Annotated in this window: 18 protein-coding genes; 12 read left to right on the top strand and 6 right to left on the bottom strand. The window is 39.2% G+C overall.

Going from position 1 to position 16,943, the window contains the following annotated elements:
* The first annotated feature begins 11 nt into the window (after window positions 1-11).
* From glpK to dhaM, 4 genes are all read left to right on the top strand, one after another.
* Window positions 12-1,508 carry a glycerol kinase GlpK gene (gene glpK, locus AAIB49_RS09925; RefSeq protein ID WP_343457979.1) on the top strand — a complete coding sequence of 499 codons (1,497 nt, stop codon included), beginning with the start codon at window positions 12-14 and terminating at the stop codon, window positions 1,506-1,508.
* A gap of 69 nt (window positions 1,509-1,577) precedes the next feature.
* Complete coding sequence (gene dhaK / locus AAIB49_RS09930; protein WP_343457980.1) at window positions 1,578-2,567, top strand: dihydroxyacetone kinase subunit DhaK; 990 nt, start codon at window positions 1,578-1,580, stop codon at window positions 2,565-2,567.
* A gap of 15 nt (window positions 2,568-2,582) precedes the next feature.
* Window positions 2,583-3,200 (top strand): dihydroxyacetone kinase subunit DhaL, encoded by a 618-nt coding sequence (gene dhaL, locus AAIB49_RS09935; RefSeq protein ID WP_339213675.1) that lies wholly within the window; start codon window positions 2,583-2,585, stop codon window positions 3,198-3,200.
* On the top strand, window positions 3,201-3,569 hold the full coding sequence (dhaM, locus tag AAIB49_RS09940; protein ID WP_339213677.1) for a dihydroxyacetone kinase phosphoryl donor subunit DhaM: 369 nt from the start codon (window positions 3,201-3,203) through the stop codon (window positions 3,567-3,569). It begins immediately after the preceding gene.
* 41 nt (window positions 3,570-3,610) lie between these two features.
* Here the strand turns inward: dhaM and AAIB49_RS09945 are convergent, their stop codons facing one another.
* Entirely contained in the window at window positions 3,611-4,918 is a 1,308-nt protein-coding gene (locus tag AAIB49_RS09945; RefSeq protein ID WP_339213679.1) for a trypsin-like peptidase domain-containing protein, read from the bottom strand.
* Between the two features lie 164 nt (window positions 4,919-5,082).
* Between AAIB49_RS09945 and AAIB49_RS09950 the strand changes: the two genes are divergently transcribed.
* Entirely contained in the window at window positions 5,083-5,523 is a 441-nt protein-coding gene (locus AAIB49_RS09950) for a hypothetical protein (RefSeq protein ID WP_343457981.1), read from the top strand.
* A 75-nt stretch (window positions 5,524-5,598) separates the two neighbouring features.
* Here AAIB49_RS09950 and AAIB49_RS09955 read toward each other — a convergent pair whose 3' ends face one another.
* A complete protein-coding gene (locus AAIB49_RS09955; protein WP_186870410.1) occupies window positions 5,599-6,048 on the bottom strand; it encodes an Lrp/AsnC family transcriptional regulator in 450 nt (149 codons plus the stop codon).
* Between the two features lie 270 nt (window positions 6,049-6,318).
* Between AAIB49_RS09955 and ggt the strand changes: the two genes are divergently transcribed.
* Genes ggt through AAIB49_RS09970 form a run of 3 tightly spaced genes read left to right on the top strand, consistent with a single transcriptional unit; the run spans window position 6,319 to window position 8,985 of the window.
* Entirely contained in the window at window positions 6,319-7,863 is a 1,545-nt protein-coding gene (gene ggt, locus AAIB49_RS09960) for a gamma-glutamyltransferase (protein ID WP_481857858.1), read from the top strand.
* Window positions 7,864-7,891: 28 nt separating this feature from the next.
* Window positions 7,892-8,452, top strand: a complete 561-nt coding sequence (locus tag AAIB49_RS09965; RefSeq protein ID WP_343457983.1) for a chromate transporter — start codon at window positions 7,892-7,894, stop codon at window positions 8,450-8,452.
* Window positions 8,452-8,985 (top strand): chromate transporter, encoded by a 534-nt coding sequence (locus AAIB49_RS09970; protein WP_339213688.1) that lies wholly within the window; start codon window positions 8,452-8,454, stop codon window positions 8,983-8,985. Before AAIB49_RS09965 ends, AAIB49_RS09970 begins: the two co-directional genes overlap by 1 nt.
* Before the next feature lie 122 nt (window positions 8,986-9,107).
* On the opposite strand, the gene AAIB49_RS09975 is transcribed toward AAIB49_RS09970, so the two are convergent.
* Window positions 9,108-9,893, bottom strand: a complete 786-nt coding sequence (locus tag AAIB49_RS09975; protein ID WP_343457984.1) for an HAD family hydrolase — start codon at window positions 9,891-9,893, stop codon at window positions 9,108-9,110.
* A 161-nt stretch (window positions 9,894-10,054) separates the two neighbouring features.
* On the opposite strand from AAIB49_RS09975, the gene AAIB49_RS09980 reads away from it, so the two are divergent.
* Together AAIB49_RS09980 and AAIB49_RS09985 are read left to right on the top strand one after the other, a co-directional pair.
* Window positions 10,055-10,507 (top strand): GNAT family N-acetyltransferase, encoded by a 453-nt coding sequence (locus tag AAIB49_RS09980; RefSeq protein WP_211742412.1) that lies wholly within the window; start codon window positions 10,055-10,057, stop codon window positions 10,505-10,507.
* Window positions 10,508-10,528: 21 nt separating this feature from the next.
* Window positions 10,529-10,966, top strand: a complete 438-nt coding sequence (locus tag AAIB49_RS09985; RefSeq protein WP_343457985.1) for a DUF7878 domain-containing protein — start codon at window positions 10,529-10,531, stop codon at window positions 10,964-10,966.
* A 471-nt stretch (window positions 10,967-11,437) separates the two neighbouring features.
* On the opposite strand, the gene AAIB49_RS09990 is transcribed toward AAIB49_RS09985, so the two are convergent.
* Window positions 11,438-13,135 (bottom strand): M3 family oligoendopeptidase, encoded by a 1,698-nt coding sequence (locus tag AAIB49_RS09990; protein WP_339213694.1) that lies wholly within the window; start codon window positions 13,133-13,135, stop codon window positions 11,438-11,440.
* A 320-nt stretch (window positions 13,136-13,455) separates the two neighbouring features.
* On the opposite strand from AAIB49_RS09990, the gene AAIB49_RS09995 reads away from it, so the two are divergent.
* Window positions 13,456-13,644 (top strand): hypothetical protein, encoded by a 189-nt coding sequence (locus tag AAIB49_RS09995; protein ID WP_339213696.1) that lies wholly within the window; start codon window positions 13,456-13,458, stop codon window positions 13,642-13,644.
* Between the two features lie 190 nt (window positions 13,645-13,834).
* Here AAIB49_RS09995 and AAIB49_RS10000 read toward each other — a convergent pair whose 3' ends face one another.
* Window positions 13,835-15,037 carry a dicarboxylate/amino acid:cation symporter gene (locus AAIB49_RS10000; protein WP_343457986.1) on the bottom strand — a complete coding sequence of 401 codons (1,203 nt, stop codon included), beginning with the start codon at window positions 15,035-15,037 and terminating at the stop codon, window positions 13,835-13,837.
* 164 nt (window positions 15,038-15,201) lie between these two features.
* On the opposite strand from AAIB49_RS10000, the gene AAIB49_RS10005 reads away from it, so the two are divergent.
* Entirely contained in the window at window positions 15,202-15,492 is a 291-nt protein-coding gene (locus AAIB49_RS10005; protein WP_339213700.1) for a hypothetical protein, read from the top strand.
* A 41-nt stretch (window positions 15,493-15,533) separates the two neighbouring features.
* Here AAIB49_RS10005 and AAIB49_RS10010 read toward each other — a convergent pair whose 3' ends face one another.
* Window positions 15,534-16,379, bottom strand: a complete 846-nt coding sequence (locus AAIB49_RS10010; RefSeq protein WP_339213701.1) for a CvfB family protein — start codon at window positions 16,377-16,379, stop codon at window positions 15,534-15,536.
* Window positions 16,380-16,943: the final 564 nt, after the last annotated feature.

Genomic DNA, 16,943 nt, shown 5'->3' on the forward strand with positions numbered 1-16,943 from the left:
GGGATATCTTGATGGAAGAGAAATATATTTTAGCCTTAGACCAAGGTACAACAAGCTCAAGAGCGATATTATTTAATCATAGGGGAGAAATTGTAGAAACAGCTCAGCGGGAGTTCGAACAGTTTTTCCCGAAACCAGGTTGGGTAGAACATGATGCAAATGAGATTTGGACTTCGATATTAGCGTGTATTGCGGAGGTACTGAGAAAAGCGGATGCTGATCCAAGTCAGGTAGCAGGAATCGGTATTACGAATCAACGTGAAACAACGGTTGTATGGGATAAGAATACAGGAAAACCAGTCTATAAAGCGATTGTTTGGCAATCTCGTCAAACTGCAGATATATGCAACGAATTGAATGAAAGGGGTTACAATGAGGTATTTCGAGATAAGACGGGACTATTAATTGATGCTTATTTCTCAGGAACAAAAGTAAAGTGGATACTTGATCATGTGGAAGGCGCACGGGAAAAGGCGGAGAATGGTGATCTTTTGTTTGGAACCATTGATACATGGTTAGTGTATAAGCTTTCCGGTGGAAAAGCCCATGTAACAGATTATTCGAATGCATCCCGTACATTAATGTTTAATATTTATGAGCTAAAATGGGATGATGAATTGTTAGAAATCTTAACCGTTCCTAAATCAATGCTTCCAGAGGTTCGTCAGTCATCTGAAGTTTATGCCCATACCGTAGATTACCATTTCTTCGGTCATGAAGTTCCGATTGCTGGAATTGCAGGGGATCAGCAGGCAGCGTTATTCGGGCAAGCTTGCTTTGAAACAGGTATGGCAAAAAACACGTACGGTACTGGCTGCTTCATGCTTATGAATACGGGGGAAGAAGGCGTGAAGTCAGAACATGGTCTTCTGACAACATTAGCATGGGGTGTTGATGGAAAAGTAGAGTATGCCTTAGAAGGTAGTATCTTTGTTGCGGGTTCTGCAATTCAGTGGCTACGGGATGGGCTACGAATTATTAAGAATGCTCCAGAAAGTGAAGATTATGCTTCAAAGGTTGAGTCGACTGATGGGGTATATTTAGTACCAGCATTTGTCGGACTCGGTACACCGTATTGGGATAGTGATGCACGTGGAGCGGTGTTTGGTTTAACTCGTGGCACATCAAAAGAACACTTTATTCGTGCTACATTAGAGTCGCTAGCCTACCAAACAAGGGACGTGCTGGATGCGATGATTGCAGATTCTGGAATTGAATTAAAAACTTTGCGTGTCGATGGCGGCGCGGTTAAGAATGATTTCTTAATGCAGTTCCAAAGTGATATCTTAGGTGTACCAGTAGACCGCCCAGTCGTACAAGAAACAACAGCACTAGGGGCAGCATATCTTGCAGGGCTTGCTGTGGGTTATTGGAAGGATAAAGAAGAAATCGCTAAGCAATGGCAAATTGATAAAACATTTGAAAACCAAATGGATGTAGAGGAAAAAGATAATTTATATGCCGGTTGGCAAAAGGCCGTGGCAGCTACAAGAGAATTTAAACGATAATAGATTTGGCCCTAACGAATGAACCGCTAGGGCCATTCATACTCTTTAGAGACAAAGGGGGAACGCTAGGTGAAGAAGATAATCAATGATGCCAATCAAGTCGTACAAGATATGGTGGACGGACTAATCGCTGCATATCCCACTACATTAAAGCAAGTGCCTGAAACATTTGTAGTAGTGAGAAAGGATGCACCGGTAAAGGGAAAAGTGGCTATTGTTAGCGGTGGTGGTAGTGGACATGAGCCTGCCCATGCTGGATATATAGGAAAGGGAATGTTAGATGCTGCGGTTTGTGGTGAGGTGTTTACATCACCAACACCTGACCAAGTGTTGGAAGCAATAAAAGCAGTAGATGGTGGGGCAGGAGTATTATTAGTAATTAAAAACTATACCGGTGATGTGTTGAATTTTGAAATGGCTGCAGAACTCGCAGAAATGGAAGGTATTCAAGTGGAGAAGGTCATTGTTAACGATGATGTTGCTGTGGAGGATAGTTCATTTACTACAGGACGACGTGGTATAGCTGGAACTATTTTTGTTCATAAGCTTGCAGGAGCAAAGGCTGCATCTGGCGCAAGCTTGGAAGAGGTGAATTCTGTTGCAGAAAAGGTAGTAGCCAATGTCCGTTCCATGGGGATGGCTTTGACGCCTTGTACGGTTCCTGCAGCAGGAAAACCAAGCTTTCAGCTAGCGGAAGATGAGATGGAAATAGGGATGGGAATCCATGGAGAGCCGGGGATTAATCGTGGATTAATAGCTAGTGCCGATGAAATTGCTACGACGTTAACAGAGAAAATTCTGGAAGACTATGATTTTTCTGGTGAGGTAGCTGTATTAGTAAATGGGTTAGGTGCAACACCGGAAATGGAACTCTATATCGTGAATAAAAAGGTTCATGCCCTTTTAGCGGATAAGGGGATTAGCATTTATAAAACATTTGTAGGCGAATATATGACATCATTAGAAATGGCAGGATGCTCTGTATCCCTACTAAAATTAGACGAGGAATTAAAGGAATTACTAGATGCAGAGTCATTAGCTCCTGCATTTCGGATCTAGGAAGGGACTGATTCCATGGAACTAAATGTAGAAGATATGATGAAGTGGTTCGAGTTAGCAAATGAAAAAATCCAACAAAATAAAGCATACTTAACAACACTAGATCAACCAATTGGTGATGGCGACCATGGAATTAACATGGCTAGAGGATATCAAGAAGCTGTGCTTGCATTACAGGCTAAAGCGTATAACGCTCCTTTTGAGGTGTTGAAGGATGCTTCCATGGTATTATTGTCCAAAGTTGGAGGTGCATCTGGTCCATTATATGGTTCGGCTTTTTTGAAAATGTCTATGGCAGTTAAAGCGAAAGAGGTACTGAATCTTCAAGATTTAGCTAATGGTTTAGAAGCAGGACTTACAGGGCTTAAGCAACGCGGGAAATCTGAGATAGGGGAAAAGACACTTATTGATGTATGGGGACCCGTTGTAGACTATTTTCATAAAGCCGGTTTTCAGCCAGACGGTCTCACGGAATCGGCACGAAAAGCAATGGAAAATACCAAGGATATAATGGCTACAAAGGGCAGGGCAGCCTATTTTAAAGAAAAATCTATTGGTCATATTGATCCCGGATCTGCTTCTTCTTATTTTATTTTTGAAGCTTTGGCAGAAGTGATAAAGGAGAAGGAATAGATGAGTTATGTTGGCGTTGTACTGGTTTCCCATAGTTTAAAGCTAGTTGAAGGATTACAGGATATTATTCGTCAAGTCATTCAGGAGGTTCCAGTAGAAATAGCTGGTGGAACAGAAGAAGGTGATATTGGCACGAGTGTAGAAAAGGTCTTGGCAGCTCTTGAAAAAGCGGATACTGGTAGAGGAGTAGTCCTCTTCTATGACCTTGGTAGTGCTAAAATGAATGCCGAGGTCGCATTGGAATTGGCGGAGTCTACTGTAAAAATCGTTGATGCACCATTAGTGGAGGGTTCATATGTTGCGGCAGTAGAATCCAATATGGGGAAATCGTTGGAAGAGGTATATGAAGCGGTGATGAAAGAGTTTTGATCATAATCCTGGCCAGACCGTTTCAGGTCTGGCCTTAGTTATTAATATGGAATGTATTCATCTAACACTTCATCATAGTAATACCACAAGCCGTCATTCTCATCATAGTATGTCCATGCATCTAGGTAACCATCATAGTAATACCATATATCCTCTACTTCATCATAATAACTCCACTCACCAGTATCTTCATCAAAATAGATATTTTCATCGAAATAGCCATCCTCTGACCATTGCTCCTCAAAATCATCATCGTACTCTTCATCATACCAGTAATCGTAATAAGTGTCATCATCACCAAAGTATTCCCAAAGAGCATCCCCTAGCTCTGACCAGAAATCTTTATAACCGTATTCCCAATAGTGATAAAACCCTTCATCATCTGAATACTCGCCGCCGTCAAAATAACCATCACTCCAAGAATCATAACGAACACCATCCCCATAATATTGGGCGAGAATCTCCTTCTCTGTCATTGGTTGATTAATCCAAGATTCAATAAGAGAATGAACGGTATACAGTGGAATACTAAACCCAATCATAGCATCCTCTAGACTTTCAGCTGAGTTAATCGCAACAATTTTTTCAGAGGACTTCGAAATAAGTGGCCCACCACTACTGCCAGGTGAGATCGGCGCGGAGATTTGATATAAATTTTCATAGACATAAGAATCAATGACGAAGCTACGATTTTTCCCAGTTATATACCCCATTGTAGCAGTATTTTCTAACCCTAATGGACTACCAAGTGCAATAATTTCCTCTCCAATATTAGAAGAATTGGAGACTTCTAAGTTAAAAGGTTCTTCCCCTATTAAATCTGGTACAAGAATGACTGCAACATCGGTTTCGTTCGAATAACCAATAACCGTACCAGGATACTCTACCCCATTAATTGTCTTAACATATATATCGGTTTCCCCTTCAATGACGTGCGCATTCGTGATTACTGCTCCTTCCGTATTGTATAAGAAGCCCGAGCCTTGACTATATGGTGTAAACACGGTATAAACGGTCTCTTGAGCAGCCGCAATAATCTCGGTTAATTCCCGTTTTTGTTCCTCCTGCAGTTCTTGCTTTTCAATTTCTGGAGCTGTAAACTCTACTACCTGCTCAGGGCCCTTCTCATTCAACTGATTTTCCGTAACAGGTGTCCCAGCGAAAAAGCTATTAGCACTGTTTCCATAAAAATTTGTCACAATAAAAATACTAACCCCAATGGCACCAAATAATAGTAACGATAAAAATATAACAGTAAAAGGACTTAGCTTTTGTACTTGTTTGAACCCACAATAAGAGCAGAATTTTGAGTTTGGCCGTCTCTCTTTCCCACAAGATTGACAGTACATATTCGAACTCCTTCTTTCTTCATAGTAGATACTATTATTATATCATGATTAATTTAATCTTAAGCCTGCTGTTTCATATTTTTATAGATATGGAGATTGGTAATAGTGTATGGGATTGGGGTAGGAGCAGGTGAGTCATGTGACTGAAGGAGGGGATCCCGTGGATGGAGGACATGTGCCCAAGGAGGAGTGAGATGGTCCCGAGGATGGGGAGCATGAGCCCGAAAAGGAGAAAGATAGACCCGAGGGAGGAGAGGATGAGCCCGACAAGAGAAAAGATAGTCCCGAGGGAGGGAAACATGAGCCCGAAAAGGGGAAAGATAGACCCGAGGGAGGAGAGGATGAGCCCGAGAAGGAGAAAGATAGTCCCGAGGATGGGAAACATGAGCCCGAGAAGGAGAAAGATAGACCCGAGGGAGGAGAGGATGAGCCCGAGAAGGAGAAAGATGAGCCCGAGGATGGAGAGCATGAGCCCGAAAAGAGAAAAGATAGTCCCGAGGATGGAGAGCATGAGCCCAAAAAGAGAAAAGATAGTCCCGAGGATGGGAAACATGAGCCCGAGAAGGAGAAAGATAGTCCCGAGGGAGAGGAGCATGAACCCGTAATGGAGAAAGCTGGTCCAACGGTCGGCCCCCCTATACTAAATCAGCTTTAGGTAACCCATAAAATGAATATGTAAGCTACAATTTATACCCTGTTCTACTCTTAAATCGTTTTAAAATGACGGAGCTTTCCACACGTGTGATTCCTTCTACTGAATAAAGCTCTTCGTTAATAAATGTTTCTAATTTTTGGAAGTCCTCTACTAATACGTGCATATGTAACGTACTTGGACCGGTCATTTGATAAATGCTTGCGACATTTGGATTGTCTGCTAAATTTTGTGCGACGGTTTGTAATTGCTTTGGTTCGACATCTACTTCGAAAAACGCTGAAACTTTTTTTCCCATCTTTTCTGAATTAATGACAACAGTAAATTTTTCGATGACGCCTTTATCTTTTAGGTTTTGGATTCGATCTTTTACCGCGACTCGGGATAAGCCTACTTTTTCTGCCAGCTCAACATATGATAAACGTCCATCTTCAGCTAATAGGGATAGTAATTTTTTATCTATTTCATCGTATTTCATTTCTGATCGCTCCCTGAGTAGATATTTTGTTAACATTATAGAAGATGTCTAAACAAAATGAAAGTAAATCATTGTTAAGTTAATTAAAAAGAAAGTGTAAATGAAATTTAACTTTATTATAGAAGATTCCTAGATTGACAGATTAGTTTTTCTTTCGTAATATGATATATAATTTCGAGCATTTATTGGGGAGGGTTTTAGTTGGTTACATTTAATCATCAATCATATCCGTATGCGAACACGAGACATTCTACATATGGAAAAAATGGAATGGTAGCAACATCTCAGCCGCTTGCTGCACAGGCTGGTCTAGAAATTTTGAAAAAGGGCGGGAATGCAATTGATGCTGCAATAGCAACTGCTGCATGCTTAACTGTAGTAGAACCAACCTCTAATGGTATTGGAGGAGATGCCTTTGCCCTTGTTTGGACGAAGGGAGAGCTCCATGGACTAAATGCTAGTGGGAAATCACCAAAGAATATTTCCATTGAAGCTGTAAAGGAAGCTGGGCATAAGGAAATTCCTACTCACGGCTGGATTCCAGTAACGGTCCCAGGTGTTCCGGGCGCATGGGCTGAATTATCAGAGCGATTTGGCAAACTTCCACTGGAGGAAGTGTTAGCACCAGCCATTCGTTATGCTGAGGAAGGATATCCTGTATCACCAACATTAGGGAAGTATTGGAACTTAGCCTATAAAGCATTTAAACAACGCCTAACAGGTGATGAATTCAAGCATTGGTTTGATACGTTTGCACCGAACGGTCGGGCACCAAAGGTTGGTGAGATGTGGTCTTCACCAGGGCACGCAGCTACACTAAGGTCGATTGGTAAAACGAAGGCAGCTTCATTTTACCGTGGTGAGCTAGCTGAGAAGATTGTTCAATTCTCTAAAGAAACTGGCGGCTATTTAACAGCGGAAGATCTTGCTGATTATAAGGCAGAATGGGTTGACCCAATCCATGTGAATTACCGAGGCTATGATGTATGGGAAATCCCGCCTAATGGTCAAGGAATTGTTGCATTACAAGCATTAAATATCTTAAAAGGCTTTGAGTTCCCAGAGAAAGAATCTGTTGATACGTATCATAAACAAATTGAAGCAATTAAGCTAGCTTTTGCTGATGCTGAAAAATATGTTACAGATGAAGCGCATATGAAGGTTACTTCTGAGCAAATATTAAGTGAAGAGTACGCAGAAAAGCGTAGAAGCCTAATTGGTGAAGAAGCACTCCTCCCTGAAGCTGGTGATCCAGCACTAAGTGGTACGGTATACTTAGCAGCGGCTGATGGAGAAGGAAACATGATTTCCTATATTCAAAGTAACTACATGGGATTTGGCTCCGGTATTGTTGTTCCAGGTACGGGAATTGCACTGCAAAACCGTGGACATAATTTCTCAATGGATCCTGAACATGCCAATGCTTTAGAAGGTGGAAAACGTACATACCATACTATTATTCCTGGATTTATGACCAAGGGTGACCAACCAGTTGGACCATTTGGTGTAATGGGTGGGTTTATGCAACCACAAGGACATGTACAAGTAGTGATGAATACTGTGGACTTTGGTTTAAATCCGCAAGCTGCTCTCGATGCACCTCGTTGGCAATGGATGAAGGAGAAAGTCGTTGAAGTAGAAAATCGTTTCCCGCATCATTTAGCACAAGCTTTGGCAGAAAAAGGGCATCAAATAAAAATAGCTCTCGAACCGAATAGTTTTGGCCGCGGGCAGATTATTTGGCGCGACCCTGAAACAGGTGTGTTAGTCGGTGGTACGGAATCTAGAACAGATGGAACAGTTGCAGCTTGGTAATATGAACAGAAAGGTTGTTAAGGTTTAAATGAAAACACAATGGCATTTGTTTTTAGCTTTCTTTCGAGTGGGAATGCTGGGATATGGTGGTGGCCCGGCATCCATTCCACTGATGCATAAGGAAGTTGTGAATACATACAAGTGGATGGATGATGAGGAATTTGGGGATGTATTAGCGATAGCAAATACACTCCCAGGTCCAATTGCTACCAAATTAGCTGGATATATTGGCTACCGAATGTCTGGTTGGTTAGGGATGATGAATGCACTGATAGCAACGATATTACCGACTGTCGTATTATTGATTGTTTTATTATCAACACTAGCATCCTTTAAAGATATCCACTGGGTTAAAGGAATGACCGCAGCAATCGTCCCTGTTGTTGGAATGATGATGGCTACATTAACCTGGCAATTCTTTGATAAAGCAAGAGAAGGGATGGGCTGGATTCGAGCGATATTAATGACTATTGGAACTATTATCTTTTTATACGTGTTAGATATCCACCCAGCAATAATTATTGTCATACTGATAGTTGCTGCTCTGCTTATCCGAGATAAACAACGTGAAAAAGGAGGGGACCGTTAATGTTGCTAACGTATTGGCAAATTTTTATATCCCATTTTATCCCAGGAATCGTTGGCTATGGTGGCGGTCCAGCAGCTATTCCACTAGTTGAAAATGAAGTGGTTGGTAGATATGGATGGATGACCGTTCAGGAATTTAGTGAGGTGTTGGCTTTAGCAAATTCACTACCTGGCCCCATCAATACAAAGATGGCAGGTTATGTTGGATATGAAGTTGGTGGAATAATAGGTGCTTTTATTGCTATTTTTGCCACTGTAGCACCTTCATTAATTATTTTGATTATACTATTGAACTTATTGAACAAATTTAAACATTCTCCTAAAGTAAAACGTATTACATTATTTGTTCGTCCTGTTATTGCAATCTTACTTGGATATATGGCATGGAGGTTCTTCTTTGAGTCGTATGAAGGTATTGGATTGCTCCATACAATTATCCTTGCACTAGCGAGCTACCTCTTAATCGAACGAATTAAAATAAATCCTGCCTTTGTTATTTTAGGTGCATTTTTATATGGTGGATTGTTATTATAACGATAAATTCCTAATAGGAAGGCTTGCTCTTTCTTCCTATTGGCTTTAAAACGAATATACATTTTTCAATCAAAAAAGATGATGAGGCATTGTTCTCATCATCTTTTTATCAAATATATACGCTACTTCACTAATCCTAGTTCCTTCAATCCATAGAATACACCTGCTTCAGCTACAGTCTTCGTTTTAAATTTTGCATACTGAAAAAGTTCCGGATTGGCATTACCCATGGCAAAGCTTGCTCCGACTGTCTCCAGCATCTCTTTATCATTCATTCCGTCTCCAAAGGCGATAGCTGCTTCAGATGAAATCGTTAGATGCTCTAATGCTATTTTAACAGCTTCTCCTTTATTAACAGATTTTCGAATGACATCAAAGCAATGCTCCGCACCATTAACATTTACTTGTGAAAGCCTAATATCATCATCTATTTCGTATAAACTCACTTCTTCAGGCGCTACATTAATTAAGGTTGCACCTAAAATATGTTCGATAATATCCTCATTCATTCGTTTTAGGTTTGATAATGCAAACATTTCAGCGAATTTTTTCAATGGAGGTGAATCTGATGACGTAACGAAATTATCCTCACTGGAATAGAAAATGATGTCATGGCCATGCTCTTCAGCAATTGCTAGATATCTTTTTACAATGGTAGGGTCCATTGGAGCATCTAATATGTTTTTCCCTTTATACATGGCATAGGCTCCATTATAGCCGATGAAAGATTCAATATTTAAATCCGCAGCAAGCTCACTTAATTCGTGGGAAGGCCTCCCAGTTGCTAAGAACACTTCCATTCCTAATTCTTGAACTTGAGCGATCGCTTCCTTTGTCTTAGGATGATACGTATGATCTGGTTTTAAAATCGTGCCATCAATGTCTAAAAATAATACTTGATATGTCATGTCATTCTCCTCTTTATGTAGTAATGACTATAGTGTATCATAGAACGATTAAGGAATCGAAAACAGAGTGTAAAGATAAATAATTGTAATACTATTTTAATATCTTTTATAATAGGGATAACTTAATATTATTTAATTTCTCATAAGGTAGGAGATATAGTTTGATCATTCGAAAATTGCTTAAAGATGAAGTGCCCCCAATTGATTTATTACTACTTGCTGATCCGTCAGAAGAAATGATTATGGGATACTTACAACGTGGAGATTGCTATGTAGCGGAGTTAGATAGTGAAATAGTAGGGGTTTTTGTTTTACTTCCGACAAGACCTGGAACGATGGAGATTGTAAATGTTGCTGTCTCAAAAGAATATCAAAGTAAAGGTATTGGGAAAAAACTTATTCAAGATGCGATTGAAAAAGCAAAAATAGGCGGATATAACGCAGTTGAAATTGGTACTGGTAACTCTAGTATTAATCAACTAGCACTATATCAAAAATGTGGGTTTCGCATAATCGGAATCGATCCAGACTTCTTTATCCGTAATTATTCGGAAGAAATCTTTGAATATGGTATTCAATGTAGAGATATGATTCGCTTAAAGCTAGATTTATAGGGGAAGAGGGGAGCATTAATAGTGAGGAACGATAAAATGGATATAACATTCTCCTTTCAATTAACGAAGGAAAGTACGACAAAGGATGCCTATCAGCTTGGCTTTCTAGAAGCGGATTTAACGATTTTAGTGAATGGCCATGTATTCTTTCACGAACCCTATATAACGATAGCGGAGCTTGGAGTTCAATTAGGTGAATGGATTAAACATGTAAATAATGGTCGCATGATAGATATGAATTATCGATCGATTGATCATGATGAGCCGATCATTAACTTTGTGTATAGGGATCATCATCAATGGAGGCTTACGTCAATTTGGCAAAAATTTAGTGTCGATGAGATTATTCCTACAAACACGTTACTGCAAGCTACGAGTGATTTTTTACATGAATTACACACAGAATTAAATTCAATTAATTACGTTGTAAAACTGGATAAATATTTACCAAGTACATAAGAGAAGGCTTTAGACAAAACTATTTCTAACATAGGATAAACCGAACATGAAAGTTAGCGCATCAAACCCGCCCCGAAATATACTTGCGGTTAGTGCGAAACCGGGAACCCCACGTAAAACTAGAAATCTTCGCGCGATATACGATCAAATTCGCGCGAGAATCATAAAAAAACGCGCGACATTTAGCATAAATCGCGCGACAAAGAAAGTCTCGCGCGATTTATGGGGGAGCCCGCGCGAAATTCATGGGAGCTCGCGCGAAAATAGGAATCCTCGCGCGATTTTTGAGGTAGTTCGCGCGAAAATTAAGTATCGTGGGCGGCTGGTGAGCCTCCTCAGAGCTAAAGCTGTTCCGGGGTCTCAGGCCGTGCCCTTTCCTCCCACAGGAGTCTCCGTATATTTCCGGGTAATGATAGTGATGGTTCGTATTTTATTACCTTTGTTTTCGTTATGTCTCAGCCCTTTTTCCTATTATAAAGCCTTATCATCCACACTATCTAACCATGCTTCTATTGCTTTTACCGTGGATTCGACAGTACCTTCTTCAAATGGAGATTTTAAGTTTGCTGCTTTTACTAATTCTAAGAAAGGTTTAGAACCGCCTAATTTACAAAGCTTCAAATAATCACTCCAAGCTTCTTCACGGTTTTCTCTTGAACGTTTCCAGAATTGGAAGGCACAGATTTGTGCTAAAGTATAATCGATGTAATAAAATGGCACATCATAAATATGTCCTTGGCGCTGCCAAATTGCCCCGGTACTCCAGTACGGCAGATCATCATAATCACGATGTGGTAAATATTTTTCCTCTACTTGTTTCCAAGCTGCTTTTCGCTCTTCAGGTGTCCAGTCTGGATTTTCATAAACTAAATGCTGGAACTCATCAACAGCTACGCCATATGGAAGAAAACGTAATCCACTTGATAGATGGGAATACTTATATTTGTCTGTATCCTCTTGGAAGAACAATTCCATCCATGGCCAAGTGAAGAATTCCATACTCATAGAATGTATTTCAGCAGCTTCATGGGTCGGCCAAATGTATTCTGGGATACCAATACTACGGCTTTGATACACTTGGAAGGCATGACCTGCTTCGTGTGTTAATACATCTATATCTCCTGAAGTACCATTGAAGTTAGAGAAGATAAATGGTGATTGATAATCCTCGATAAAGGTACAATAGCCACCAGATTCTTTTCCTTTTTTCGCTTCAAGGTCCATTAGATTACGTTCAATCATAAAATTAAAGAATTCATTCGTCTCTGGTGACAGCTCTTCATACATCTTTTTCCCATTTTCGATAATCCATTCTGGTGAACCTTTTGGATTCGCGTTTCCTGTTTTGTATTGGAAGCTTTCATCATAGAACTTCAAGGAATCAAGCCCAATGCGTTCTGCTTGTTTTTCATAAAGCTTCGATACTAGAGGTACAATGTATTCTTGTACTTGCTTCCGGTAATTGGCAACCATTTCTGCATTGTAATCAATCCGCATCATGCGAATATAGCCTAATTCTACGAAGTTTTTATAACCAAGCGTGGTCGCGATTTCATGACGAACTTTCACTAATTGATCATAAATGTCATCAAATTTCTCGGCATTTTCCTCGAAGAAGCGTGCAGAAGCTCTAGCACAGTTTTTACGGACTTCACGATCCTTATCCTGTAGGAATGGACCAAGCTGAGCTAATGTGTACGTTTTGCCATTAAATTCGATTTCAGCTGACGCAACTAATTTCGAATACTCGGATGTTAGTTTATTTTCTTTTTGCAGTAGTCCCATTACTTCAGGAGCAAATCCTTTAATCGAGTAATCCGCTATTTCAAATAATTGTGATCCCCATTTTTCCTCTAAATCTGCTCGGAATGGAGTCTTTACTAATTCTTTGTAAAAATCAGTATTTAATTTTTGCACCTCAGGGGAAATCTCATCCCAATAATCACGTTCCTTTTGATAAAATTCATCATTTGTATCAATGGAAGCACGAACGTAAACAAGATTAAATAAAGTGGAAATGTGATTTCGGAAAGCATTGATTGCTTCAATTGCTTCATTCTGTTCTTCTACCGATTTAGCTTTGGTAAAAGCTTCTAATAGCTTGGCAAACTTGTCTTTTTCTTGCTCAAAATCTGGTCTTTCGTATGTATAATTTTCAAACGTTAGCATATAAATTCCCCCTTAAAATTAATGAAATCAAATTTCTATTATAGTGTACACTATTTGGGAGGAAATGAAGACTTTTTTGGTTGGAAGAATGTGAATATTTGTTTTTCAATGTTGATAGCGAATGCAGGAAAGGGAAAGGGGTTTTCTTAAATACTAAATCTCGTTAATTTTACATTTCACCATCATGATTTATTTTTCAAATAATGTGGATGATATGTTAATATGGAAATATAAGGAATTAAAAATAGATTAAATAAACTGCCTTGTTACGGGAAGGATTATTGAAAAGACATTTAGTATTAAAACGGAGGGGTAAAGTAATGGGTAATAACAAGTTTGTAGTTCTGTATTTGTTACTATTTGTTGGTGTTTTGGGTCTACTAAACATGGTATTAGGATTCACCGACTTCTCTTTTATCAAAACCATTTTATTTATTGGCGGCATTATTTTACTTTATATTGCTATACATAAGCAAAAGTCAAAACCTCAATATGTAGAAGCAAGATAATTTTTGAGCGAACCGCATGAAACAGATGTATTATGAAAAGCACAGATCTTTGTTCTGTGCTTTTTTCGTTTTACCATAAGTTTATCGATTAAAGTTTCTATGTTGTTACCTCTAGGTAAATAGGAAAAGGAGGGGCTGCTATTATAGATTCAGGGATAGACCACCAGTTAATACTGATGGTCTTGTTACATCATGCTGCTACAGCCTTATTTTTATTTTCCGATTGATCCACTACTACACTTGCCGTGGCATCTCCCATCACATTAACCGCTGTACGAATCATATCTAAAATACGGTCAATTCCAGCAATTAGCGCAATGGCTTCAAGTGGGAGATTAACGGCTGCTAGTGTCATGGTTAGCATAACCATACCTGCACCAGGAACACCTGCTGCACCAATAGAAGCTAAGGTTGCTACAAGAGCAACAATTAGAAGTTGCCCGATAGATAGCGATTGGCCAAAGTATTGGGCAGTAAACATAACAGCTATCCCTTGATAAATTGCAGTTCCATCCATATTAATGGTAGCACCTAATGGCAAGACAAAGCTGGAGGTCTCTTTTGATACACCAAGATTTTCTTGTGTGTTTTTCATGGTAACAGGAAGTGTGCCTGAGCTGCTACATGTTGTAAATGCTACTGTTACGGCGGGGAGTATGCCTTTTAAAAACTGTAAGGGACTCATTTTTCCTAATGTTTTAAGAGCAATAGAGTAGATTACGACGATATGAAGCACACTAGCAATTAATATGGCGATTATTAACTTCATTAATGGCATTAAGACATCAAGACCGTATTGCCCGACAATTGGAGCAAGTAAGCCAAAGACACCAAGAGGAACTAGCTTCATTACGACTGCGGTAATTTTGTACATTACTTCAGCAAGCCCATCGAAAAATCGTTGTACAGGTGCTGCCTTATCACCTGCCAGTGTAATACCTAGTCCTAGAAAGATAGCGAAAAAGATAATTTGTAAAATGTTAGCGGTTGCAAGTGATTCAATGGGATTCGTAGGAATAATATTTAGCAGTGTATCCATCACACTTTGTGTTTCACCTGATGGGATATTTTCTTCGTTTAGACTTACATCAACCCCTGTTCCTGGAGATAGTAGGAGTGCAACTATTAGACCGATGGTAATCGCAAAAAAACTAGTCACAAGGTAAAAGGAGATGGTTTTCCCACCTAATCTACCGAGTTTCTTCATACTACCAGCACTCGTTACACCAACTATAATCGTGGCTAAGATTAATGGTACGATAATGAAACGGATGAGACGTAAGAATAAATCTCCGAGTGGCTGAACATATGCCGCCCTATCACCTAATAGCAACCCAACTATAATAGCTAATACAAAAGCAACAAGTAATTGCCATAAAAAACGGTTTTTCATAAATAAATACTCCTTTCTTTTGGTATGTTAAACAAGAAAACCTTATCAAGGTTAACTAAAATAACGATTGTTTATAACTATTCAAATTTTTCGGAAAATATATTAGTGAAACATAAAAAATTTACGATACTAATATAAATAGGTAATAAAAGTGAGGTGTACACATGTTAGTTCAAACGGTTATAACTATTGGCGCGATCTTGGCTGTAATTGGCATTGTTTTAGGGTTTGTATTGTTAAAAATGACCGGAGGCGAGGGGTATGTACCTTATTACCCAAGTGCCCTTCTTGCTTTAGCGGGGATAGTGTTTGCTTGTATTGCTGCTCCGATGAACATCATGGTAAGAGAGGTTGGACTAGGGGGATGGGCAATAGCAGCTCTTTTTGCAGCAGCTATTAGCTTTATCGTTACTAGTGTTAGCCATGCCTTTCAAATTCATGATAACGAAGCTTAAAAAAACATCGCACAGTGTAATGAACTGTGCGATGTTTTTCTTTATTTCAGATATGTTTTTCCATCTCGTTGTTCTATTTTTCCTTCTTTCATTAGCTTACCTAAAGCTCGTTTAAAAGCTGCTTTACTTATATTAAATGTCCCTCGAATGTCTTCAGGATCACTTTTATCACTGAATGGAATTACACCATCATGTTCCTCTAAATGAGTTAAAATTAAATCAGCATCCTCAATCATTCCATGCTGTTTGAGCGGGCGAAGAGAAACATTTAATGTACCGTCAAAGCGAACTTCAATCACTCGTCCTTCGACAAGCTCACCTAAACGAGGCTCGGTTTTTCGCTCGGTATGATGGATGAATCCACGATAATGTTCAGTTGTCAGTATGGTTGTACCTTCTCTGCTCGTATGATAAACACGACCAGTAACCGTTTGATTTAGTAATGATTCAGGTGCATGCTCAAATTCTCTTTGCATGACGCCTTCTGTTGCGGGAATGGCCAATAATCTTCCTTTTCTATCCTTACCTAAAGTTACAAAAAGCATATCTTCTTCTTTAGGCCAAACATTTTCAAATAATGGTAAGTCATCCTTAGAGACTAAAAATTCCTTTGTCGTCCCAATATCAACAAATACTCCTAAATTAGGAAGAACACTAACAACCTTTGCCCATCCGTATTGATCCATAACGACTTCTGGAAGCATAGTAGTTGCCGTTAAATTGCCTTTTTTATCTTGATATAAGAAAACATTTACATCTTGCTCGACTTCTAATGCTGTTTCTGTTTCATTATGGTGTAAAAGCGCCTCTGTCATATCCTTTTTTAGTACGTAACCACTATCAATTTTGCGATCAACTGTCATTGTTTGAATTGTACCAATTTCCATTTACGCAAACCCTCTTTCTTATATGTATTGGAAAAGGGATACCCAAGTTATAGGGTACCCCTTATATTTCTAAAGTAACACATCGTTTATTTATATTTTATCCCAATTTGTTTTGGGTGGGAAATTCAATTCATAATTAAGATTTATCATTCGTTGTCTTATTCGGTAACGCTTCCGAATTTCATAGAATTTCACTTTAACCGCGGTAAATTTTCCACTGGATTGTTTAGCTTTTGCCAAAAGCAAGGAATCAATCCGATGTCTTCTAACTTAAGCAACGTAAGCCCTACCTGCTCTTACGTCCTTGCGACCCCTTAGTCGCGCCAGTGTGAATAAGCATCAACAAAAACATTGTAGAATGCCAGATTCGAATGTTACTTTAGTAACTAGTTCATTATGGCATATATTACTGTAATTGTCAAATTGAGCTCTTAGCTTGATTGAGTCAAGTATTTGTGGGAGATTTTTAAAGTCCCTTATTTTGTATTGTTTTAATTCCAAATTTGACAACGGTTTCAGATTTATATCTTTCCATCTGTTTCCGCTTTTTTACTTTTTTAAATT

The sequence above is a fragment of the Ornithinibacillus proteolyticus genome (assembly GCF_039581225.1).
Lineage (GTDB): Bacteria > Bacillota > Bacilli > Bacillales > Amphibacillaceae > Ornithinibacillus > Ornithinibacillus massiliensis.

Excerpts from the sequence above, each read along its gene's own strand:
- glpK (WP_343457979.1), top strand. The coding sequence starts at position 12 with ATGGAAGAGAAATATATTTTAGCCTTAGACCAAGGTACAACAAGCTCA.
- AAIB49_RS09995 (WP_339213696.1), top strand. The coding sequence starts at position 13,456 with ATGGGTAATAACAAGTTTGTAGTTCTGTATTTGTTACTATTTGTTGGT.
- AAIB49_RS09945 (WP_339213679.1), bottom strand. The coding sequence starts at position 4,918 with ATGTACTGTCAATCTTGTGGGAAAGAGAGACGGCCAAACTCAAAATTC.
- AAIB49_RS09965 (WP_343457983.1), top strand. The coding sequence starts at position 7,892 with ATGAAAACACAATGGCATTTGTTTTTAGCTTTCTTTCGAGTGGGAATG.
- AAIB49_RS09950 (WP_343457981.1), top strand. The coding sequence starts at position 5,083 with ATGGAGGACATGTGCCCAAGGAGGAGTGAGATGGTCCCGAGGATGGGG.
- AAIB49_RS10005 (WP_339213700.1), top strand. The coding sequence starts at position 15,202 with ATGTTAGTTCAAACGGTTATAACTATTGGCGCGATCTTGGCTGTAATT.
- dhaL (WP_339213675.1), top strand. The coding sequence starts at position 2,583 with ATGGAACTAAATGTAGAAGATATGATGAAGTGGTTCGAGTTAGCAAAT.
- AAIB49_RS09970 (WP_339213688.1), top strand. The coding sequence starts at position 8,452 with ATGTTGCTAACGTATTGGCAAATTTTTATATCCCATTTTATCCCAGGA.
- AAIB49_RS09975 (WP_343457984.1), bottom strand. The coding sequence starts at position 9,893 with ATGACATATCAAGTATTATTTTTAGACATTGATGGCACGATTTTAAAA.
- dhaM (WP_339213677.1), top strand. The coding sequence starts at position 3,201 with ATGAGTTATGTTGGCGTTGTACTGGTTTCCCATAGTTTAAAGCTAGTT.
- AAIB49_RS09990 (WP_339213694.1), bottom strand. The coding sequence starts at position 13,135 with ATGCTAACGTTTGAAAATTATACATACGAAAGACCAGATTTTGAGCAA.
- AAIB49_RS09955 (WP_186870410.1), bottom strand. The coding sequence starts at position 6,048 with ATGAAATACGATGAAATAGATAAAAAATTACTATCCCTATTAGCTGAA.
- AAIB49_RS10010 (WP_339213701.1), bottom strand. The coding sequence starts at position 16,379 with ATGGAAATTGGTACAATTCAAACAATGACAGTTGATCGCAAAATTGAT.
- ggt (WP_481857858.1), top strand. The coding sequence starts at position 6,319 with ATGGTAGCAACATCTCAGCCGCTTGCTGCACAGGCTGGTCTAGAAATT.
- AAIB49_RS10000 (WP_343457986.1), bottom strand. The coding sequence starts at position 15,037 with ATGAAAAACCGTTTTTTATGGCAATTACTTGTTGCTTTTGTATTAGCT.